Genomic DNA, 21,767 nt, shown 5'->3' with positions numbered 1-21,767 from the left:
TCAGGACACAATCCGTATGGTCCGTCGATCTTGGTGAGGTTGTTTAGTTGGATGCTCGAGTCGAAGGTTTCTTCACGAGCACTCGAAAGTTTTTATGCTGCCTTCATCAGCTCCTCCTCTGGCATCGCTTCGGTTCCGTCCCAAAGCTCGTCTTGAAAACCGAATCGCATTTTCAGTTCCAGGTAGCCGCAATACAGCGTCGGCACAATGAACGACGTGAACGGTTCGGCTAGCATTCCGCCGAACACAGGGATCGCCATCGCGCGGGCCACGTCGGCACCGCGACCGGTTGCAATCAACACTGGGACGAGCGCCGCCAGCGTTGTCACGGTCGTCATCATGCAGGGGCGAATACGTTTCAGACCGGCTTCGTAAACCGTGTTGCGGATGTCCTCGACTGATTGAACTTTGCGTTTTTTCAGCAGTTGGTGAATGTAGGTCGCCATCACCACGCCGTCGTCGACGGCTAGGCCGAACAGCGCAATGAAGCCCACCCACACCGCGGTGTTGAGTTCCACGCCCATCGTCGCGACGGCGATCATGCCGCCCGCAAATGCAACCGGAATGCCTGAGAACACGGCAAGCGAGATTGAGAAGTTGCGAAACTCCATGTAGATCAGCAGCAAGTTGATGCAGATGACCAGGGGGATGATCCACATCAAACGAAGGTTTGCTTCGATCTGGTTTCGGAAACTACCAACGGCTTCGAGGGAATAGCCAGCTGGCAGTGACAGCCGATTCGGGTCCGATGGTGGCAGTGATTGTGCGTTGCGTAGTTGTTCTTCAATCGCCGAGACCGATTCCAGGTCACCCTTGCTACCATTGGTCATGAATGAAACATGAGCGACCAGTCGCCCGTTTTCGCTGTTGATTGCACCTGGCCCCCACGTCGTTTCCAGTTCCGCGAGTTCTTCCAACGGCACGACCGCACCTGAGTGCGTGACGACTGGCAAACGCTTCAGGCCGTCGATCTGTTCGCGAAGGTCGCGGTTGTATCGAAGCCGCACGGGATAACGTTCTCGACCTTCGACCGTCTTGATCAGATTCATTCCGCCGAGCGCCGTTTCGATGACTTGATTCACCATCGACGAACTCATTCCGTAACGCGATGCTGCCTCGCGATCGACCGTGAACTCGACATACGGTTTTCCGAGCACAATGTCGGGATTAACCGTGCCGGCATTGATCAGTGGTGACTTCTTTAACTCGGCGGCGACGTCCATTGCGGCGTCGGCGAGCGTGTCCAGCTTGTCGCCGTAAACACGGATAGCCATCGGTGCCTTGATACCGGACTGCAACATCACGACACGACCTTCGATCGGCTGCAGCGCCGAGGCGGGGGTGACACCAGGCAACGTTGCGACGCGGTTGATCTCATCCCACACATCGCGTGCGGTGACGCCCTCTCGCCACTGGCTTTCCGGTTTCAGCATCACATACGTTTCGACCATCGCTGCGGGAGCGGGATCAAGTGCCGATTCAACGCGACCGATCTTGCCCAGCACATCCTTCACTTCAGGAATCTGGCCAATCAGCACATCTTGAGTTTGCAGGACTTGCATTGCCTGCGAGAAGCTCGCTGCCGGATACAGCGTCGGCATGTAGAACCAGCTTCCCTCGTCCAACGCGATCCAGTCGTCACTTTGCAAACCAGTAAAGACATGCTTGGCATCAACGTATCCGGGAAAATCATTCAACTCAGCACCGAACAGGTTTGCCACCTTCTCGACCGGACGAAGGATGGTTGGCATGCCGACGTAGGCTCCCGCGCCGATAACTAGTAGGACGAGCGGAAACGACAACGCGAACGCTTTGTGATTGAGAGCGTGACGCAGCCGCGCCGCATAAATCCAGCGAACAAAACGACTCGATGGGATTTCTTCGATGGGTCGAATTCGTTCTCGCATCAACTGCCAACCGCCAATCAAGCCGATTGTGGCTGCAATCACGGTCACAACCCAAGTCTCTAGGCCAAAGCGTTCCGCAAGTCTCGATCCCCAAAGGAAATGCGAAGCCACGCCGAGTAGTCCGGCCAACGAAATCCCTGCAATGAGAGCTGTGCTCTTGCGACGCACCGAGCTTCGCAGCATCAGGCGGCACAAAGCCGGAACGATCGTGACGGCAGCGATCATTGCTGCGGCAATCGCAAATGTCTTGGTGTAAGCCAGCGGCGAAAACAGTTTGTAGTCGCGACCGGTCAAGAAGAAGACCGGCAAGAAACTGACGATCGTTGTTGCGACGGCAGTCACAACGGCGGGTGCGACTTCGACCGTTGCTTCGTAGACAACTTGATTGCGAGGCTGTTTGATTCTCGCCTCTTCGCTACCAGATTCCCAATCAGACAGGTGCTGGTAGATATTTTCTGAAACGATGATCGCCATGTCGACCATCGTGCCAATCGCGATCGCGATTCCCGCCAGCGACATGATGTTCGCACCGACACCAACCACTCGCATCGCGATGAACGACATCAGCACGGCGGCAGGCAAACAAACAGCGACGACGAAACTGCTGCGAATGTGCAGTAAGAACAACAGGATGATGATCGCTGTGATGATGATTTCGTCACGCAACGCATGCGTCAGAGTCGCCATCGTCTCGTCGATCAGTCCGCTGCGATCGTAGACGCCATGGATGGTCACACCCTGCAGCGATGGCGTGATCGCAGCGATCTTCTCTTTCACTCGGTCGATCACGACGCGAGGGTTCTCGCCGTATCGCATTACGACTACGCCGCCAACGGCTTCGGCTCCGTTGTAATCCAACGCACCGCGGCGAAAGTCAGGGCCAATCTGCACAGCGGCAATGTCACGGACGCGAACGGGAACGCCGTCACGCTGCATGATGACGGTGTCCTCGATGTCCTCGACCGCCTTGTCCTTGTCACCACCCGAGCCGAGGAAGCCCTTGCTGCGGACGATAAACTCCATGCCGGTCGTTTCGACGGTTTTCGCTCCGACGTCAACGTTCGATCCCTTGATCGCCATCGCCAATTTGTCCAGCGACACGTTATGGAATCGCAGCTTGTCGGGATCCACTTCGATCTGATACTGGCGAACGTAACCGCCGATCGAAGCAACCTCGCTAACGCCCTCGACGGCTTGCAACTCATACTTCACAACGAAGTCTTGCATGCTGCGAAGTTCTGCTAGCCCCATGCCTTTATCGGGTGGCTGCAATGTGTAGTAGTAGATCTGCCCCAGTCCCGTCGCATCCGGGCCTAGCTGTGGCACGACGCCATCGGGCAACTGTGATGCGGCGCTGCCGAGTTGTTCGCTAACGCGACTGCGTGCCCAATAGAAGTCAATCTCGTCTTTGAACGTGACCTGCACAAAGCTGTAACCGAACATGCTCTTGCCGCGCACCGATTCGGCACCCGGCACTGCCAGTAACGAAACGCTGAGCGGATACGTCACTTGGTCTTCGATGTCCTTCGGCGAGCGACCCGGCCAAGGCGTCAGCACGATAACTTGGTTTTCGCCAATGTTGGGAATCGCGTCGATCGGAATCGACTTGAAACTCACCCATCCGGCAACGCTCAATCCGATCGTCAGCAGCACGACCAGCCAAGGTTCTTTAACGCAAAAGCGAATGATTAGATTTAACATGGTTCGTTTCCTTACTGCACGGTGCGAGCGATCGAGGGAACTTCGCCAACCGGCATCGCCATGTCACGAACGACTTCGCCGCAGGTCAGCATCTCGCTACCCCAGTACGGGTTCTGCAAATCGCCGCCGGGCTGCATCCAATCGCCTCCGCCGCCGGGAACCATCGGGCAGTAATAATGCGTTAGCTTCACAGCCGTCTTCGGACCGCGAGCAACCGTCGCCGCTTTCAACATTGCGTGACTGACGCCGCGATAGGCTTCGCGAGCGGTTTCCAACGATCCATCCATGCGAGACGCCGCGCGACGAGCGGTCGCGAATCTGCGTTGAGCCTCATCGGGAACTTCCGCCGACATTTCCAGTTCGCGGAGTCCTTCGATCAGCGTATTCAGTGCGACCGGGGGTGGAGTCTGATCCGCCGCCATCGCGCACTGAATTTCAAAGTAAGCGTCGTAGGTGCGATCAAACTGCTTTCCCGCGTCGGTCGCCAACATGACCGGATTCGCTTGAGGCAGCTCGAGCGGTCCCGGCGAATAGCTTGGTGCCTTCGTTGGGTCCATCAACGATGGGTTGCCGGCAAGCTGCATTTGCGAGTCGATGAGGAAATTGCCGCCAGTGGCGACTGTCTCGCCGGCGGACAAACCTTCGACAATCACTGCTTCCTTACGATTCATCGGACCGACCGTGACTCGGCGAATCTCAAATCGTCCTGGTTCGGTTTCGACATAGATCACACTATTCTCGCCTGCCAGTAACACAGCGTCACGCGGAACGGTAACGACTTGCTGCATCGGCAACGGCTGCGACGCAAATCCAAGTTGCGACGTTGGCACCAAATCCATGTCGCACAGCGGGCACTTGCCCGGTTCGTCGCGGATGACTTGCGGGTGCATCGGGCTGATGAACTTGTTCGCCAGTGCCGGGTCGTAAACCTGGTCCATTGGAATCGCGGGCACGGTTACGCGAGCGGTGGCGTAGTCGCCCGGACGTAGCTTCCCATCGAAATTCATGATCTCGACCCGGACGCGAACTGTTCGAGTCTTCGGGTTAACCGTTGGATCGATGAAAGCGACGCGACCGGTAAACACCTCGCCGGGCATCGACTGAATCTCGGCTTCGACTTGTTGGCCGAATCGAACTGCCGAAGCGTCATCGGGGAACAGATCAAGCATCAACCAGACGCTACTGAGATCAGCGACTCGATAGAGCTTGTGTCCCGTTTTGACGTAGTCGCCCTCAACGGCTGACTTCTCAATGACCGTTCCACTTTGCGGCGACTTAATGCGGATGCGCGACATCGGCTTGCCAGACTTCCCCAACTGGTCGATCTGACTTTGCGTCATGCCAAGCTCAGCCAAATTCTCGCGAGCCATCTTGTTGAGGTCACCGCCAGCAATTTGGAAGCGTCCGATTTTCCCGTCACTGTTCATGCTGGTGATGAACTCGGTTTGGGCCGTATAGAGCTGCGGACTGTAAATCAATGCTAGGTCGTCACCTTCATTGACTTTCACACCGGCATAGTTTGCGTACATCTTTTCCAGACGGCCGTCGATGTACGCACTGATCGTCGACAGTTGACTTTCGTCGAAGTCGATCGAACCGATGGTGCGAATCGTGCGGTTGACTTCGCCCATCTTTGACATCGCGGTTTGAATGCCAACGAGTCGACGAGCTGAGGGTTCAATTGTGACCGAGATGCCGTCGCCACCACCGCCGCCAGTCGCTTCGACCAATTCCATTGCGCAAACCGGACATCGTCCTGGCTCCGTCGAAGGCGGCGTGCACATCATCGGACAGATGTACCGTTTTTCTTCGCCGACGCCGGCTTCCGCGACCGCTTCGTCATTGCCGCCCGAAAATCCGTCAGCAGTCAACCACTTCGTTCGTTGTGCGACGCCGAGCAAGAAAAACACGAGACCGGCGACGATGACGACAGTTGCGGCTTGCACGCCCGTGCGCATGAGCCACTTCATCCCGCCACCACTTTGAGTAGCGTTGGATTGAGCTTCCACTGGCGTAGGCGATTCTTCGACCGCAGTTTCCGCTGGCTCGCTATCCGTTGGTGCGTCCGCATCCACGTTGCTGATCTCGTCATCAGCGTCAGCTTCATCCGGTTTGATTGGTTCGTCCTGATTCATGACAGTTCTCGCGGCGTTTTCCGGCTTGCGTTTGTGGTTCCATCCACAGACGTCAGCTCAAGAGGTGACTGGCCGATGATGCGACGGGGGGAATCGCATCATCAGCCAGTCATCGCCTCCAGGCTGTGACCGGTTCATTGTTTCATTGACGCGAATCGGATCGCGTAGGGATTGCATCTGGAATGGCATCACACGAAATGAGCGCGCAGCATCACTCGAGTGAAAGCCAACTTGAAATCGGAGAGCTACGAGCGCGCAACTCTCCTATCGAGACGACGCTAGATGCGCCAGATGCAAAGAAACCGCTGAGAGAAATGCGGTGAGTGGTCGCCGATCGGCAGCCGTAAACTCAGTTGATCTGGACGAATGGAAAGTCCAGCGTCTGAGGTGACGTGATCCAAATACGCGATCACGACCAATTCACGAACCTGCGGAACAGGGACGCGATGAGGTGCCGGTGCCATCGGTTCCGATCGAAGGCCGCACATGCACGATGATAAGGCAATTTGGTCTTGAACCAATTCATCGTCGGCGGATTTCGGTGGCTCAGGCACGACATCGGAGATTTCTCCGAAAAGCTCATCGTGCTTTGGCCGTTCGGATTTCTTCGTGCAGCAACTGCCGGCGTCTTCTTCGTTGCCACTACAGCAGCCACACAATTCGCCGTCCGTTTTCACTTCACAGCATTTGCAAGCGTGGCAGACCGTTTGGGCCTCGCAGCACTGACCTTGAGCACATGTTCCCTGCGCAGCAACCGACGCCATCGGCTGAATCACCATTGCAGCGATCAGACAAAGATTAACGGCGGTGCGAATTAGGGGGGAGTTACTCACTGTGACCTTCCGAAAAGGATACCCATACACGGTATACGAACTGTATCGGAAATTTGGCCGAAGAGTTCAATAGGAATTAACCGTTTAGGCAAACTTTGACACGTCAATTATAGCTCATCAGGACCTGAACGCCATGGATCGGCATTCTTCGAGACTCGGAACTACCCAAGCGAAGCGCCTGCTGCTAGCAGCATTGGTTGCCGCATCGGTGTCCGGTTGTGCCTCCCAGCGTGGTGTTCAAGTAGCAAAAGTCACCGCTGCGTCCGCCAAGTCGAACCCAACTTCGGTCGCGACTAGCGACGTCGATTGGCAGCAAGTCCTTAGCGAACCGGAAACAGGGGCCATTCAGCCCGCCGGCTACAACGACGGGGTGGTGATCGCATCGCCCGCCGTCTTCGCACAGCCACCCACGGAAGACGGCAAACGAAGTTTCGGAGACTTTCTGCAACTCGATCCGCCCAAGGAAGATGGCGAGAAGAGTAGTCGGGGAGATGGGGAGAAGGAAAATGATCCGGACGTGAAAGATGAAGGTGACGACGGCACTAGAGAGAAGAAGACCGAGAACGACGATTCAGAGAAAGACAAGAACGAGTCCAAAGACGACACAGACAATTCCCCGACTCCCGCTCTCTCTGACTCTCAACCTTCCTACGGCCAACCCGTCGAGTATTTTGTTGGCACCGCACTCGCACGCCACCCAAAAATCCTCGCCGCCAGGCAACGTGTTGCTGCAGCCTCCAATGTAATCCCGCAAGCCAAAGCCTTGCCCGACCCGACATTCAACAACACCTTCTGGCCTTTGCACGACAACGCCATTCAAACCGCGGCCGGCCGAGTCGGCAATCAGATGTCGGTCAACCAGATGGTGCCGTTTCCTGACAAGCTGAAAACCAAAGCGGTGATTGCCAGTCGCGAGGTGCAAATCGCTCAAACGGAAGTCGACGCGATTGCCCGCGAGATTACCGAGTCCGTTCGTCTCGCCTACTACGAAGTCTGGTTCGCGACCCGAGCGATCGACATCATCGAGGAAACCAAAGGCCTCGTCGCTGACCTGACGGATGTCGCCGAGGCACGCTACCGCAGCGGCGGTTCTCAACAAGACGTGCTGCGTGCCCAACTCGAAACCGATCGGCTCGACGAACAACTCATCACGCTTGCGAAACAAAAGCTGGTTGCCCAAGCTGACCTCGCTACTTTGCTTCAGCAACCCATCGGCATTCTTCCCGAAGCAACGGAAGAACTCGGCATCACTGATACTCCACAGCAAATTGAAGAGCTGATCGCGTTAGCCGAGCAGTGCAACCCGAAGCTACGCGGCCTCGCGTGGGAAATCCAACGCGATCGCGACAAAGAACGCTTGGCTTGCTTGCAGCAGTATCCAGACTTCAGTGTCGGATTGAATTGGGGGTTGGTCAGCGACAACCATGACGTTCTTAGTCCAGTGGCCAACGGAAACGATCAACTCAGCGTCAGCTTCGGAACGACATTGCCGATCTGGCGACAGAAGATCAACGCTGGAATCCGCGAAGCAGCTCACCGTCGCAGTAGCACGACTCGACGCCTGGAAGCCGAACGAGATGAACTTTACGGAAAAATCCGTCGCTTGATCGTTCAAGCCGACGCCCTGGTCGAGCAACGCAACATCTACGAAGAACGAATCATCCCGCGTACCGAAGACACGCTCAAACTGTCGATCGCCGACTACCGAGGCAAACGCACGGACTTCTTCACGCTGATCGAAACCTACCGCGAGCTGTTGATGTTCGAGACCCAACTCGCCCGCATCGACGCGACACTGGCCGGTACCATCGCTCAATTGGATCGGACAGTCGGCTGCCCCTATTGAAATAGCGTGGGGTAAGACACTCGCTACTCCCCACGATCTTCGACCAACCGTCGCAATTCCCGCCGCGCCCGAGTAAGCCTCGACCCAACCGTACCTTCGGGGATGTCGAGGGTCTGGGCGATCTCTTGGTACGACAAACCGCTTTCTTCTTTGAGCGTGAAGATCGCCCGTAGCTCTGGATCGAGTTGATCGAGGGCGTGGCGAACCATTTCGACGCGTTCGTCTTGCTCGACCTGGTCGGTTGCCCCCATCGCAGGCTCGACGATCAACTCCTTCGTCCGTCGATGCTTCTCACGTCGCAGATGCTGCAACGCTTCGTTAGTTGCTAGCCGATACAACCAGGTCTCAAACTTCGAGTCGCCGCTGAACTGGCTGAGCTTCGAGAACGCTCGCACGTAAACCTGCTGGGTCAGGTCGTCAGCATCTTGGATTCCGACCATCCGCACCATCAACCGATACACCCGATCGCTGGTCGCCTCGTAGATGTCGCGCAGCGCACGTCGATCACCGACCGACGCGGCTTGCACCGTCGGTTCGTCAATCGAATTCTGAGCTGTGTTTTCATGCGAAGGCTCCATTATCGCAATTCTACACATACCCACCGGGGGTAAACAGTGCGGCTCATCAATCTGACTTTGCGAGGAATACTTGGGACTATTGCTTGTACGCGAGTAGTCGCAGGGCGTTGAAGACGACGACGAGGGTGCTGCCTTCGTGCAGCGCAACTGCGGGGCCGATGTTGAGGCCAAGCAATGTCGCGGGGACGAGGAAGGCGACCATGCCGAGACTCATCCATAGGTTTTGACGGATGATGCGGCGGGTGGCTCGGCTCAGGCCGATGGCGAGCGGGAGGTGGTCGAGGTTGTCGGCCATCAGTGCGACGTCGGCGGTTTCCAGAGCAACGTCGCTTCCGGCGGCTCCCATGGCGATGCCGACGGACGCAGATGCCATCGCGGGGGCGTCGTTGACTCCGTCACCTACCATCGCAACTCCGCCTTCGCTTTGCAGCTTCTTGATCTCGGCGACTTTGTCGTCGGGCATCAGGTCGCCACGGGCTTCGTCGAGTCCGACTTCCTTGGCGACCGCGTCGGCGACTTGTTGATTGTCGCCGGAGATCATGATCATCCGCTCGATGCCGAGTTCACGTAGCTTTGCGATCGTTCGTTTGGATGCTTCGCGTGGTGTGTCCATCAGTCCGATGACGCCGAGATAACGGTCGCCTCGACGTACAATCATCGTCGTGCGCCCGTTCTGTTCGAGCGACTCGACGATTGAACGCACGCTATCGGGAAGCGGCGGACCATCGACTTCTGTGAATAGGTCGTCTTTGCCAATGTGAACCAAGTCGCCTTCGACGGTCGCTTGAATTCCACGTCCAGTAATGCTCTTCAGATCGGTCGCTTCTGGGACATTTCCCCCACTCCCGTTCTCGCCTTCTTCCAACTTCTTCTTCCCGTCTCGAACGACGGCTTTGGCGAGCGGGTGTTTGCTGAGGTCTTCAACGGCGATGGCGACACGCAAGAGTTCCGATTCATCGACGCCATCCGCCGTGCGAACGTCGGTGACTTTGGGTTCGCCTTCGGTCAATGTTCCCGTTTTGTCGAATGCGATCGCGTCGAGACTGCCAAGACTCTCCAGTGGCCCGCCGCCTTTGACAAGGATTCCGCCACGAGCTGCTCGGGCAACCCCGCTCAGAACGGCGCTGGGCGTTGCGATCGCCAGGGCACAGGGGCTTGCCGCGACGAGAACAGCCATCGCTCGGTAGAATGAATCGCTGAAACTTTCGTCGACGACCAACGGTGCGAACATCAGAAGCACTACGCCAGTGATGACCGATGGAACAAAGTAGCGTTCAAACTTCTTCGTGAATTTTTGTGTCGGCGAGACTCGCGTTTCTGCTTCGCTGACCATCGTGACGACGCGGGCGAGCGTGTTTTCCGCAGCCGTTTTCGTGACCTGGATTTCGATGGAGCCGGATTGATTGATGGTGCCAGCGAAGGCACGATATTCAGCGGAAAGTGATTCAGGGTCCGCCGCTGCGGCGTCAACATCGTCGACTGGGCGTTTATCGACGGGAACGCTTTCGCCCGTGATTGGTGCTTGGTTGACGCTGGATTCCCCAGCGATCACGAAGCCATCGGCGGGAACTCGTTCATCGGGCTTGATGACGACGATATCTCCAACGACCAACTCTTCAACCGGAACTTCCGTTTCGGTGCCATCCCGTCGCACGCGAGCCGTTCGTGGTGCGAGTTCGGACAAGGCTTCGATGGCACGCTTGGCTTTGCCCATTGCGTAGCCTTCCAGAGCGTGGCCGATGCTGAACAGGAACAGCAAGAGCGCTCCTTCGGCCCAGGCACCGAGTGACGCTGCACCGGCCGCGGCGACGATCATCAAGAAGTCGATCTCGAATTTGCCAGCTCGGATCTTTTCAATCGCTTCGGTGACCGTGTAGTAACCGCCAAACATATAGGCTGCAACGTAACAACCCAGCGAAATCCATTCGTTAAGATCTGCAAACGTTTCGATCAGCCATCCGACCAACAAGAACACGCCGCAGAGAATTGCGAAGATCAGTTCTGATTTGGGGCCGAAGATGCCGCCGTGAGCATGATCGTGTCCCGAGTGGTCGTGGTCGGATTCGTGACCTTCATCGTCGTGGTCATGCCCAGCGTGGTCGTCGCCAACCTCTATTGTTTCGCCGGTCCATTCGCTCAGAGCACCGGCGATCGCAGAATCGTCGATGATCTGTTTATCGTACTCGACGCGAACAGCTCCATCGGGTGACACAACTGCTTCGAGAACTCCATCCAAGCGTCCCAGTCGCGACTCGATCGCCGAGGAACGGCGGGCGTGGGTTGAACGCGACTTACTGAGCCAGTGACCGTATCGCTGATCCAATTCGACACCGGCTCGTATTGCCAATTCTCGCACTTCACCAGTCGAAACCACATTCGGATCGTAGTGAACGCAGATCTGCCCAGGCGTATCGTCCTCCGACTGAATTGCATGTGCCGCGTCGATGCCCATCTTTGCGGTGAGTAGGGCCGCCAAGCGATCGACGCAGGCATCGCCTGAGTCGCTTACCGTTGGCAGAAGCAATTTCAGTTCAATTTTTTCCTTTTCCATCATTCTCTTTCCGGCTCGTGTGAAGCATGACAAGATGCTTTCCCTGGTTTGATTGAAGGAGCAAAAGAACCGGCTTTTTGCGGTCCAGCTTGCTTGTCACTTCGCGATATTCGTCAACGTCATGGATGGTCGTATCGTTGACGCGAGCAATTGCCATGCCAGCGGCGACTCCCTCACGATACGCATCACTACCGAACACCACTTGTGTGATCAAAGCACCGTGTGCGTAGCCAGGAAGCTCCAATTCGTTAATTAAGGACGTGTTTAGACTTGAAAGCCCCAGGCCGAGCGACGAATCCAAATACTCGAACGGTCCGTTGGGTGACATCTCTGATTGAATCGGTCCAACTTCCCGAGGTGGTTGTTGCATCCGCATTTCAATCTCGACGACCTTGTGTTCGCGAAGCACTGACATGATATGGCTCTTACCCGGTTCGGTATCGGCAGTCAAAGTAGCTGGATCAAACGACTGGTTGATCGGCTTGCCATCAAACTTCGTTATTACGTCACCTTCACGCAGACCCGCATGATTGGCCGGTGAGTTTCTCTGGACATCCTTGACATACAGACCAGCGTTCACAGAGGAATCAATCAGCGATGCCATTTCGGGAGTCAGTGGTTGGGTTTCAAATCCGAAATATCCCCGTTCCACATAGCCCTTGGTTTGCAGTTGCTCGGCGATATTCCTGGCGATGTTGATGGGTGTTGCAAAGCCGATGCCCTGAAACTCGCCGGAAGTCGTGAATGCTCCTTCGATAATTCCGATCACCTCGCCTCGCAGGTTCAACAACGTACCTCCCGAGCTGCCTGGGTTTGTCGCCGCATCATTCTGAATCAACGGGTGTGGCGAGCTTGCGACCCAACGCCGCGTCGAACTGATGATCCCGGCACTGACACTGCGCTGCAGGTCGTAGGGGGATGCAAGTGAGACGACCCAATCGCCGACCGAGAGATCATCTGAGTCGGCCAGCTTAGCTTCCGGCAGGTTTTCAGCAATTTCGAGCTTGATGATTGCGATGTCGGATTGCGGATCACAGATCACGGCTTCGGCGTGGAATTTCCGACCATCTGCGGTTCGCACGAAAACGGCATCGGCATTTTCAACCACATGGCTGCATGTCAGAACACAACCGCGACGGTCGATGATGACGCCTGATCCTTGGTCGTCAGCCGAATGGCTGTTAAACGACGCTGCGTGCTGGTGATTCGGCGAGTGGAATGGCTGCGGCAACTTTGCTTCTTCACGCCATCGCATCGGAGCCGTCATGCGTGGGCCGCGAAGTGCGTAGACCGTCACAATCGAAGGTGAAACGTCATCAGCAACCTGACGGACCACACTCGACAGGCTGTTTGCTGACAGGATCTCCGTCGTTCGGTCGCGTGCTTTAGGTTCTACCGCTACCAGAGTTGACATCGCCAGTGATGCTGACAATCCGAACACTGCAAGTCTCACAAGCTTGCTGAAATGATTCCGCATGATGATGGAACTCCGATATGTTTGTGTGGTTTCCGTACTCAGTCGTTTTCGATCTTGATCTCAATGCTGAACTGTTGAACGCCCGGTGTTGTTCGAGCGATAGCGACAATCAAGGCGCGGTCATTGATATCGCTAACCGTGCCGGTCAACTCGACATGCCCGGCTTTGATGCTTGAAACGCAGACGTTGTCAAAGCCAAATTTGCGAACAATTCGCTCCACCTTTGCGTCCAACGTTTCCTGCCATCGCATTTGATTCTTGCCATCGGTCATTTTGCTGCCGCGTACAGAATTCGTTCATACTTCAACCAGCGTCGCAGTTGACGCTTCATCACGCGGGCGACCGCGTACAACACAACACCCGATGCCAGCAGGGCGTACCACGAGTTCTCAATCGCGACGCTACCTTCGGTTGCATGGTGCATGACAAATTCCAATGCCGGAAATGCGAACGCGATCACGGCGACTGCCGCAGACTCAGCACGGATGACTTTCGGGAAGTCCATGGGAACCTCAGCCTTCTTCCATTGACGCAATCGCGGAAGAAAAGCTGGCGTTTGAGTTGACCAAGCCATGAAGTCACGACCAAACTTACGCCGCAGGAACGCTTCCTCGGCAAACATGATGCGTTCGTAGTACAACGCGAACGCCATGATGTAGATCACGACCAGCCACGGTGCCAACGAGTGCATCACGATCCCAAGTGCAATCAGGAAATTGCCCAGGTACAGCGGATGCCTCACGACCGAGTAGAAACCGGTTGTGTTGAGTGACTCGGCGACTTGCGATTTCGTGTTTCGACCGGAGGTGCCTTCGGCGGCGTGGCCGATCGCATGGCAACGGACGAATAACCCGATCAACGACACGCAGAGGCTAAAGAGACTCCACGCAAAATGCAGATTTGGATACGACTCAATGACCGGATAGCGCATCGCCGCGACCAGGATCAATGGCAGCAAAACGAATGGCAAATAGCTCCGCCAGCGGAACAGCCATGATCCCGAACGGACAAATTCTTCACTGAGGGGCATTGAGTTTAACCTTGCGTTTTTAGTAGTCGGCAGTGCTGTGTACAAAACGGTTCCCGGTGCATCGGCTGGTGAGTGACGCGGTCCGGGAACCTAGCTGACGGCTGAATGGCAGCCGGCAGTTTTCGAGTTGGGAACTGGGAGTCAGGGAAAGGTGAAAACTCTTCTTGTCTCCCAACTTCCTTTCTCCCCATCTTCTTCTTAAGCGGCTCTTGCCATCGAAACCTCATGGGTAACTCCAGCGACGAGTCGTATCGTGCGGTGTGCGAACGCGGCGGTGTCGGCGTCGTGGGTGACCATGACGATCGTTCGCCCGTCTTGGTGAAATTCATTCAGGTAATTCATCACCTGCTGGCGGGTTTCTGAATCGAGGTTTCCTGTCGGTTCATCGGCCAGGATGATTTGCGGATCGTTGGCGAGTGTCCTTGCCAACGCGACTCGTTGCTGTTGTCCTTGGCTCATTTCCGACGGACGGTGATCGGTTCGATCGGACAAGCCGACACGGTCGAGCATCTCCATCGCACGCTCTTCTTGTTGCTTGGCCGTTTTGCCAGACAACATCAGTGGGATTTGCACGTTCTCGCGAGCGGTCAGCCACGAGATCAAATTGAACGACTGAAAGACGAATCCGATCTTTTGGCCTCGTAACGCCGTGCGTTCTTCCACCGACAGGTCATACAACGACTGGCCATCAAGCATCACGTCGCCCGTTGACGGTGCGAGCATTCCACCGAGGACGGATAGCAACGTGGTCTTGCCACTGCCGCTGGGGCCAACGATTGCAATGAAGTCGTTGTCGGGAATCGTGAGGTCGGCGTTGTCGAGCGCCGTGACGATCTGGCCTCGACGTTCGTAGGTCTGGGTAACGGAACTGAGTTGATACATGTTTTGGTTCGATTTGATTTGTGTTTTTGATTTTGGAAGTACGATCTTTTGATCACGCGACGCAGCGATCAGGCGTCGTTGAAAACAAGGCAGGGATCGAGACCAGCGGCTCGGCGGGCGGGCAGTAGGCTGGCGACGACGGCGACGATCGTTGCCGATGCCATTCCCACGCCCAGCAGCATCGGCATTGGACGTACATGAATGCCCAGCAACTGTGGCCCCAGTACTGCGGCGACAATCGTGCCTACGATGAAACCCGCTGCGCCACCGGCGAGTCCCAAGATTGCGGCTTTACCAAGAAACATCTGGGTTACGAAATTGCGACTGGCTCCGATTGCCATCAGCGTTCCAATTTCTTTGCGACGCTCCGTCACGTTGGCATACATCACACTGGCAATGCTCGCTCCACCGACCAACAGTAGGATCGACAGAAAGACCCAAGACAGACGCGACATCAAACCGTTGACTGCGACCTGCGTTTGCACCACTTGCGCGATCGTGACGATTCGCGTTTCAGGAAGTTCGGCCGACAGGTTCGTAATCAAACCGCCAGCGGCGTCTTCACAGCATGCCATGATTTCGATGACGTTTACCACCGGCCCTGCACCCGACAAGTCTTGGACGCTGTGCAAGTGAGCAAACATGCGTCCGTCGTCGATCGTCCCGGTCGAAGGCAGCACCGTGAGGACCGTGAAATCTTCACCAAGTAGCGGTAACGTATCGCCAGTTTTCGCACCAAGTTGGCTGGCGAGATCGCGTCCGAGGATCACATCGCGATCGCCCAGTTCGGCGATGGTGCGTGTCGTCGCCAACGAGTTAGGATCGTTGTCGGCTTGGCCGGTGTCAGCGGCAGTGGCACAACAACCGCGATCACTACCAACCGCATTGCCCAACATACCGAGTCCCTGCCAAGAGGCTTTAGCTTGAAACTCACTTTTGGGCAGGATGCCGGTCAGTGTGACGGGAATCGTGTCCACGTCCGCCTCGACGCACAACTTGGGAGCAAGGTTCTCAACACCGGGCAATCGAGCCAGTGCGAGACGGGTGACGTATTCCTCGGGCATCGTATGCCCGTGCATGTCGGCACCGTAATAGTCTTGCAGCGTGACGCTGGGTGGCAGCACCAAGACGTTCGCACCGAGCGACTCCATGTCACCAGCGATCTTGCGTTCTGAAAAAACGGTGATGTTCTGAATTGCAACAAGCGCTGTGACGCCAAGCGTGACGGCCAGCAAACTGGTGAGCATCGGCGTCGGCCGTTGCCAGAGTTCTTTCCATATTAAGTGACGAAGTTTCATGGAGTCCGTTCCGTTTAGTTGAAGGTTGTTGGGTGGAGATTGCCGACCAGGAGCACTAGCGTCGTGCTGGTTGCGAAGCCTGGGCCGATTTGTGGTGCTTGCAGTTTTCGTCGTCGCAGCATTTGCCGGCGGCGGCTAACTTCTCAGCCAACACATCGAAACTGACGTTAGCATTGAAGGTGCCAACCATGACGCCTGGAGGTGCCATGAATGCAACAACGGGTGTCGGGTTGCCTGGTTTCACTCCGATCTTGGTCAAGAACTCAGCCTCGGCAGGATCGTTCGCCAAAACGGTGACGACTTCGGTTCGAGAGGCGTACAGTGCGTCGGCTTGAAATTGTTGAACACCAACGGGAACCGGGGCACCGGCAGTGGGTTGAGCACACAGCAACACGAGCTTGCGATCTTGCAGCGCCTTTAGGATTTGCGTCTGTCCAGGCGAAACGATCGCGGCACCCGCTTGCTGTGCCGTGATTCGTCGTGGGAAAACGCTGCATACCGCTCCGTTGGGTGCGAGGGTGGCAACCGCTGGCATCGGCATTCGGGTTGCGTCGAACTGTTTGACCAAGGCTTGCTCGGCAACGTTACCAATTTGCACAGGCACGAGCACGGCGTCTTGCCGGTTGGCCAGTGTTGACTGCAGCGTTCCGTGCATTGTTTTCGTCGCCGCATCGTTGCCGCGATAGAACATCACGAAGGCAAACTGGTTGTTGGCTTCGGCTGCTTGAATCGCTTGCTGAGCAGGACTTGCCGCGTGAGCGGTTTGGGCCATCGCGAAACAAGCGGTTACCAGTGTCATCGTCAGTGCGATCGTCGTTTGATTGAAAATCCGTTTCATCGTCGTCATTCCTTTTGATTGCCGAGAGAAGTTGTGTCATCAGATTCCACCCCGGCGTATGGGAATTGATGATTCGAGATTGTTGATCGCAGATTGAAGAACGCAGATTGGAGAATTGTCCAATCTGCAATCTCCAATCATCATTTCTTAGTGATCGTGACCTTCGTGGTCATGGTCGTGCTCGATCGTCCCTCGAAACGATTTTCCGTTGATCGTGAGAACTAGTTTCGGATCGGCTCCTTCATCGTCGAGGTGTTCGCCGAGTTCCGCGTCGGTGGAGACGAAGCGTGACGACTTTCCTTGCGGGTCGGTTGCATCAGGCGAAGCAGCCAGTTTGAACTGCTCTGGCTTGCCGTCGTGCTTGACGTTGATCGTGATTTCAGTCGATTCGATCGGGATTTGCTCGGTCGCGGCGGCGTTGAGCACATAGATCGTCACTGAACCTGAGTCTTCGTCGTGAACGAGTTCGGCGTGGTATTCTTCGTTGCCGAGTTCAATCAAGCCGCCGTGATGCGGTCCTTCGGTCGGGTGAGCATGACCTTCGTGATCGTCATGGGCATCGACGGTCGCCGGAGGTGCCGATGTTTCAACGGTCGTTCCCCCGTCTTTGCAGCCGACAAGGCCGAAGGTCATGGATGCAAGTGCAAGCGTGTAAAAAGTGTTTGTTAGTTTCATTTGATTTCTCTTGGGAGGGGGTTGGGTAAATGGAGATTGCGAGGAAGTGGTTAGTGAGAGTGTTTGACCTCGAAGCCCGTTTTCGCGAGCCACTGTTCCCACGTGGTGGCAACTTGATGTGATCCGACTTCGATGTGTTTCCATTGCGGACAGCGGAAACTTAGGTCGGCGTGGCCGGAATGCTGTGAGCTTTTCAACTCGCATCCGAGTCCCTTCAACATCGCGGTCAGTTCCGCGAGCTGTTCTTGGTTTTCAATGTGAATGGTCTTCCAATCAGTGATGCGATAGTTGACCTCTTCGACTTGTCCGGGACCGTGGCTATGTCCGGCGTGATCGTGATCGTGTGCCGCGTGGTCGTGCCCTTCATGCCCAGCATGAGCGTCGCCACCGTGATCCGCCGCGTGACCGTGAAGAGTCTCGAATCCTGCCTTCTTGAGCCAAGATTCCCATTGGTGAGCAAGCTTGTCGTCGGCAACTTCCATGCTTTTCCATTTCGGTGACCGATAAACCACATCGGTGTGTCCACCGTGGTTGTCGATCTTGGCTTCACAGCCGAGCTTTTTTACGGCGGCAAGGTGTTGTTGCGCTTTGGCTGAATCGTCGAAGTGCATTTCTTTCCACTCAGGCAAGCAGAATGCGATCGACTCTTCGGCACTGGCAACGCTGCCAACCGATGCGAGTGCAACGAAGCACAGTAGTTTTGAAATTCGTTTCAACATAAAACTTTCCTTTTGGAAAATGATCCGTTCGCTTCCTGTCTTAGGTCACGGGCTCGGAAAGGGGTTGGGAGGTCTCTGTCGTCCTTGACCGAGAGTGGTTGAATTGTTGGTGAGATTCCTCGTCTTTGGACTCTTCAATCAGAGGAATGTCAGTTTTCGATTCGCTGACAACTCGTTCGGCGGCCTTCAATCCGATCAGCCAGAACAATGCCGGGTGGACAAAGAAGTCGAGAAGCGTCGAGCTAATCAATCCGCCGAGAATCACGGTCGCAACTGGATACAGGATTTCCTTACCCGGCTCACCGGCCGCCATGACCAGCGGCACCAGGCCGATGCCGGACGTCAGAGCCGTCATCAATACGGGGGCGAGTCGTTCCAGCCCGGCTCGAACGATCATTTCCTTTGTCCAGTCTTCACCTTCGTGCTGGACGAGGTGCAGGTAATGGTTCAACAACAAGATTCCGTTTCGCGATGCGATCCCGGCTAGTGAGATGAACCCGACCATCGCAGCGACGGTCAGCGTTTGGCCTGTGACGACCAACGCGATCACCGAACCGATGAACGCCATTGGCAGAGCCATCATCACTTGTAACGAGAGGTTGACACTGCGGAACATCGTGTACAGCACCAAGAACACGCCCACCAACGAAACGGCGAACAGGATGCCGATGACGCGCGATGCGGATTGCTGGCTTTCAAACTGACCGCTGTACTGAACGAAGTATCCCGGCGGCAACGACTCGACGATGGGTTGGACCTTCTTTTGTATGTCTTGCACCACATCGACCACGCCACGCTCGGAGACGTTGCATTGCAACACGATCCGGCGACGAACGTCTTCGCGATTGATTGTGTTCGGGCCGCCTGATTCGTAAATGTTTGCGACCGATTCCAAGGGCAATTTGCCGCCGTCGGCAAGGTCGATCGTCAACCGCTTGAGCGTTTGCATGTTCTCGCGGTAATCCTCATCAAGACGCAGCATCAAATCGAATGTGCGTTGGCCGATCAGGATTTCGGAAACGACTTGTCCGTTGAGAGCCGTTTCGATGAACTCGTTGACTTCAACGGCACTGAGCCCGTAGAGCAACAGCTTGTCACGATCGAGTTCGATCCGTAGTTGCGGGATGATGACCTGCGGTTCGACCAGCACATCCTTGGTTCCGGGCACTGCCTTCATCGCCGCTTCCATCTCGCCTGCCTTACGCCTGAGCATGTCAAGATCGTCACCGTAAATCTTGATGCCAATTTGCGCCTTCACACCTGAGATCATGTGCGAGATCAAGTGAGCGATTGGTTGCTCGACCGCAGTGACGATGCCGGGAATATCCGCCATCGCTTCGCGGATTTCTTCAAGCTGTTCTTCGCGGGAACGCGGCGACTCGGGATCGAGTTCCAAGATGAACTCACTCATATTCACGCCCTCGGCGTGTTCGTCTAACTCAGCGCGTCCTGTACGTCGAATGAATCCTTCGATGTCTTCAATCTCTCGCAATCGAGTTTCGACGCGGCCAGAAATGTCGTTGGAAGTAGCCAGTGAAGTTCCCGGCGGCAAGACGACGTTGAGTTGCACGGCTCCTTCATTGAACGGCGGCAGGAAGTCGCGTTCGAGACTCATCAGGAACATCCCGGCCAGTGCGACCAGTACGGCTGTGACGGCTAGATTGAAGCGAGGAACCGTCAAACTGAAGCGGATGACTTTGTCGCCAATCCACTTGATGCCTCGCAGGACGAAACCGTCTTTCTCGTGTCCCTTGAGCTTTTGTTTACCGAGCAGCCAATACGACAGTACAGGCGTGACGGTCAGCGACACAAGCAGCGACGACAGGATCGAAACGATATAGGCGACACCCAGCGGAGCGAACAAACGTCCTTCCATGCCAGAAAGCGCGAAAAGTGGCAGGAATACGAGGATGACGATCATCGTGCCGAACACAATCGAATTACGAATCTCGATACTGGCTCGGAAAACGACCAGCAATGGATGCTTGGGATTATCGCTCGCCCGGTTCTCTTTAAGTCGCCGATAGATGTTCTCGACATCCACGATCGCATCATCGACCAGTTCGCCGATGGCAACGGCCAAACCACCCAGGGTCATCGTGTTGATCGACAATCCGAAGATCGCGAAAACGATCGCTGTCATCACCAACGACAACGGAATCGCAGTGAGTGTGATGAACGTCGTGCGAACATTCATCAGGAACAGGAACAGAATGATAACAACCAAGATGCCGCCGTCTCGCAAAGCTTCGACGACGTTCTCGATCGCACGGTCGATGAATGACTTTTGCGTGTAGAGTGGTTCGATGCGAAGATCACCCGGCAAAGAAGGCCGTAATTCCTCAATGGCCGCCATCACATCCTCAGTCACTCGCCGCGTGTCGGCACCCGGTTGCTTGTTGATCGTAAGAATGACCGCCGGTCCGCCACTGTACTGCCCGTCTTCATCTCGCACCCATGCCGAACTATCGCCGCGTTTGACTTGCGGGCCTTCGACGACACGAGCGATTTGCCCTAACGCGATCGGTCGGCCTTCCTTCATCGTGACGACGACCTTTTGCAGGTCTTCGATACTCTGGACACGACCAAGCCCGCGAACGAGCAACTCATTCGGCCCCTGTTCGTCCAGATAGCCTCCCGTTGCGTTCTCGTTACTGTTTTGCACCGCTTGCTTGACTTCGTGCAGAGCGACACCGAACCGCAACATTGCGTCGGGATCAACAAGCACTTGAAACTGCTTGCGACCACCGCCCATCGTGAACACTTGCGACACACCAGGGATCGTCAGCAATCGTTGGCGTACCACCCAGTCGCCGAGTGTTCGCAGTTCCAGCGGTTCGGTTGCACCGTCGTTGCTCCACATTCCCAGCATCAGGATTTGACCCATGATGGAAGAGATCGGCGCGAGCGTTGGCTTGACGCCTTCCGGCATCCGTTCTTGAACGAGTTGCAACCGCTCGGCGACGATTTGACGGTCGTTGTAGATGTCCGTGTTCCAATCGAACTCGACATAGATGACCGAAATGCCAACGCCCGACGCACTGCGAACGGCCTGTACGCCATTCGCTCCGTTGACTGCCGTTTCGATTGGAAACGTCACGAGCGTTTCGACTTCCTCCGGTGCCAGTCCTGGTGCCTCGGTCATGATGACTACACGAGGGCGGTTCAGGTCAGGGAAAACGTCAATTGGAGCCTGCATCGCCTGCCAAGTCCCGAATCCCACCAGGAACAGGGCAACGGCGATGACAAGCAAGCGTTGTTTGAGCGCAAATCGAATGATTGAGTTAAGCATGATAT

Annotated in this window: 15 protein-coding genes; 1 reads left to right on the top strand and 14 read right to left on the bottom strand. The window is 55.8% G+C overall.

Annotated features, from left to right (window positions below; translation table 11 throughout):
• Positions 1-92: 92 nt before the first annotated feature.
• From FHS27_RS03965 to FHS27_RS30945, 3 genes are all read right to left on the bottom strand, one after another.
• Positions 93-3,608 (bottom strand): efflux RND transporter permease subunit, encoded by a 3,516-nt coding sequence (locus tag FHS27_RS03965; protein WP_184301945.1) that lies wholly within the window; start codon positions 3,606-3,608, stop codon positions 93-95.
• An 11-nt stretch (positions 3,609-3,619) separates the two neighbouring features.
• A complete protein-coding gene (locus FHS27_RS03960; protein ID WP_221224855.1) occupies positions 3,620-5,743 on the bottom strand; it encodes an efflux RND transporter periplasmic adaptor subunit in 2,124 nt (707 codons plus the stop codon).
• A 278-nt stretch (positions 5,744-6,021) separates the two neighbouring features.
• Positions 6,022-6,576, bottom strand: a complete 555-nt coding sequence (locus FHS27_RS30945) for a hypothetical protein (protein ID WP_246419061.1) — start codon at positions 6,574-6,576, stop codon at positions 6,022-6,024.
• 133 nt (positions 6,577-6,709) lie between these two features.
• On the opposite strand from FHS27_RS30945, the gene FHS27_RS03950 reads away from it, so the two are divergent.
• Positions 6,710-8,422, top strand: a complete 1,713-nt coding sequence (locus tag FHS27_RS03950) for a TolC family protein (protein WP_184301942.1) — start codon at positions 6,710-6,712, stop codon at positions 8,420-8,422.
• A gap of 23 nt (positions 8,423-8,445) precedes the next feature.
• Here FHS27_RS03950 and FHS27_RS03945 read toward each other — a convergent pair whose 3' ends face one another.
• The 11 genes from FHS27_RS03945 to FHS27_RS03895 all read right to left on the bottom strand — a co-directional run bounded on the left by FHS27_RS03945 (position 8,446) and on the right by FHS27_RS03895 (position 21,762).
• Complete coding sequence (locus FHS27_RS03945) at positions 8,446-9,000, bottom strand: RNA polymerase sigma factor (RefSeq protein WP_184301939.1); 555 nt, start codon at positions 8,998-9,000, stop codon at positions 8,446-8,448.
• A gap of 76 nt (positions 9,001-9,076) precedes the next feature.
• Positions 9,077-11,551, bottom strand: coding sequence for a heavy metal translocating P-type ATPase (locus FHS27_RS03940; protein WP_184301935.1), 2,475 nt, complete (start codon positions 11,549-11,551; stop codon positions 9,077-9,079).
• The gene (locus tag FHS27_RS03935; protein WP_246419060.1) at positions 11,532-12,965 is read right to left on the bottom strand and encodes a trypsin-like peptidase domain-containing protein; all 1,434 of its coding nucleotides are present in this window, start codon (positions 12,963-12,965) and stop codon (positions 11,532-11,534) included. The genes FHS27_RS03940 and FHS27_RS03935 overlap by 20 nt, the downstream gene beginning before the upstream one ends.
• Positions 12,966-13,066: 101 nt before the next feature.
• Complete coding sequence (locus FHS27_RS03930; RefSeq protein ID WP_246419058.1) at positions 13,067-13,300, bottom strand: BON domain-containing protein; 234 nt, start codon at positions 13,298-13,300, stop codon at positions 13,067-13,069.
• Positions 13,297-14,058: a methyltransferase family protein gene (locus tag FHS27_RS03925; RefSeq protein WP_184301929.1), complete on the bottom strand. Its 762-nt coding sequence runs from the start codon at positions 14,056-14,058 to the stop codon at positions 13,297-13,299. The genes FHS27_RS03930 and FHS27_RS03925 overlap by 4 nt, the downstream gene beginning before the upstream one ends.
• A gap of 198 nt (positions 14,059-14,256) precedes the next feature.
• Entirely contained in the window at positions 14,257-14,940 is a 684-nt protein-coding gene (locus FHS27_RS03920) for an ABC transporter ATP-binding protein (RefSeq protein WP_184301926.1), read from the bottom strand.
• 68 nt (positions 14,941-15,008) lie between these two features.
• Entirely contained in the window at positions 15,009-16,238 is a 1,230-nt protein-coding gene (locus FHS27_RS03915; RefSeq protein ID WP_184301923.1) for an ABC transporter permease, read from the bottom strand.
• Positions 16,239-16,293: 55 nt separating this feature from the next.
• Positions 16,294-17,076: a hypothetical protein gene (locus FHS27_RS03910; protein ID WP_184301921.1), complete on the bottom strand. Its 783-nt coding sequence runs from the start codon at positions 17,074-17,076 to the stop codon at positions 16,294-16,296.
• 147 nt (positions 17,077-17,223) lie between these two features.
• Complete coding sequence (locus FHS27_RS03905; protein ID WP_184301918.1) at positions 17,224-17,751, bottom strand: hypothetical protein; 528 nt, start codon at positions 17,749-17,751, stop codon at positions 17,224-17,226.
• A gap of 50 nt (positions 17,752-17,801) precedes the next feature.
• Positions 17,802-18,470 carry a hypothetical protein gene (locus tag FHS27_RS03900; protein ID WP_184301915.1) on the bottom strand — a complete coding sequence of 223 codons (669 nt, stop codon included), beginning with the start codon at positions 18,468-18,470 and terminating at the stop codon, positions 17,802-17,804.
• Between the two features lie 40 nt (positions 18,471-18,510).
• Positions 18,511-21,762, bottom strand: a complete 3,252-nt coding sequence (locus FHS27_RS03895; protein WP_184301913.1) for an efflux RND transporter permease subunit — start codon at positions 21,760-21,762, stop codon at positions 18,511-18,513.
• Positions 21,763-21,767: the final 5 nt, after the last annotated feature.

It is taken from the genome of Aporhodopirellula rubra (assembly GCF_014192335.1).
Taxonomy (GTDB): Bacteria; Planctomycetota; Planctomycetia; order Pirellulales; family Pirellulaceae; genus Rhodopirellula; species Rhodopirellula rubra.
This window is presented reverse-complemented; position numbering and strand designations above follow the sequence as displayed.

What these genes read in the sequence shown, in the direction of transcription:
- FHS27_RS03935 (WP_246419060.1), bottom strand. Translation starts at nt 12,965, where the DNA reads ATGTCAACTCTGGTAGCGGTAGAACCTAAAGCACGCGACCGAACGACG.
- FHS27_RS03895 (WP_184301913.1), bottom strand. Translation starts at nt 21,762, where the DNA reads ATGCTTAACTCAATCATTCGATTTGCGCTCAAACAACGCTTGCTTGTC.
- FHS27_RS03910 (WP_184301921.1), bottom strand. Translation starts at nt 17,076, where the DNA reads ATGAAACGGATTTTCAATCAAACGACGATCGCACTGACGATGACACTG.
- FHS27_RS03950 (WP_184301942.1), top strand. Translation starts at nt 6,710, where the DNA reads ATGGATCGGCATTCTTCGAGACTCGGAACTACCCAAGCGAAGCGCCTG.
- FHS27_RS03960 (WP_221224855.1), bottom strand. Translation starts at nt 5,743, where the DNA reads ATGAATCAGGACGAACCAATCAAACCGGATGAAGCTGACGCTGATGAC.
- FHS27_RS03940 (WP_184301935.1), bottom strand. Translation starts at nt 11,551, where the DNA reads ATGGAAAAGGAAAAAATTGAACTGAAATTGCTTCTGCCAACGGTAAGC.
- FHS27_RS03965 (WP_184301945.1), bottom strand. Translation starts at nt 3,608, where the DNA reads ATGTTAAATCTAATCATTCGCTTTTGCGTTAAAGAACCTTGGCTGGTC.
- FHS27_RS03920 (WP_184301926.1), bottom strand. Translation starts at nt 14,940, where the DNA reads ATGTATCAACTCAGTTCCGTTACCCAGACCTACGAACGTCGAGGCCAG.
- FHS27_RS03905 (WP_184301918.1), bottom strand. Translation starts at nt 17,751, where the DNA reads ATGAAACTAACAAACACTTTTTACACGCTTGCACTTGCATCCATGACC.
- FHS27_RS03930 (WP_246419058.1), bottom strand. Translation starts at nt 13,300, where the DNA reads ATGACCGATGGCAAGAATCAAATGCGATGGCAGGAAACGTTGGACGCA.
- FHS27_RS03915 (WP_184301923.1), bottom strand. Translation starts at nt 16,238, where the DNA reads ATGAAACTTCGTCACTTAATATGGAAAGAACTCTGGCAACGGCCGACG.
- FHS27_RS03945 (WP_184301939.1), bottom strand. Translation starts at nt 9,000, where the DNA reads ATGGAGCCTTCGCATGAAAACACAGCTCAGAATTCGATTGACGAACCG.
- FHS27_RS03925 (WP_184301929.1), bottom strand. Translation starts at nt 14,058, where the DNA reads ATGCCCCTCAGTGAAGAATTTGTCCGTTCGGGATCATGGCTGTTCCGC.
- FHS27_RS03900 (WP_184301915.1), bottom strand. Translation starts at nt 18,470, where the DNA reads ATGTTGAAACGAATTTCAAAACTACTGTGCTTCGTTGCACTCGCATCG.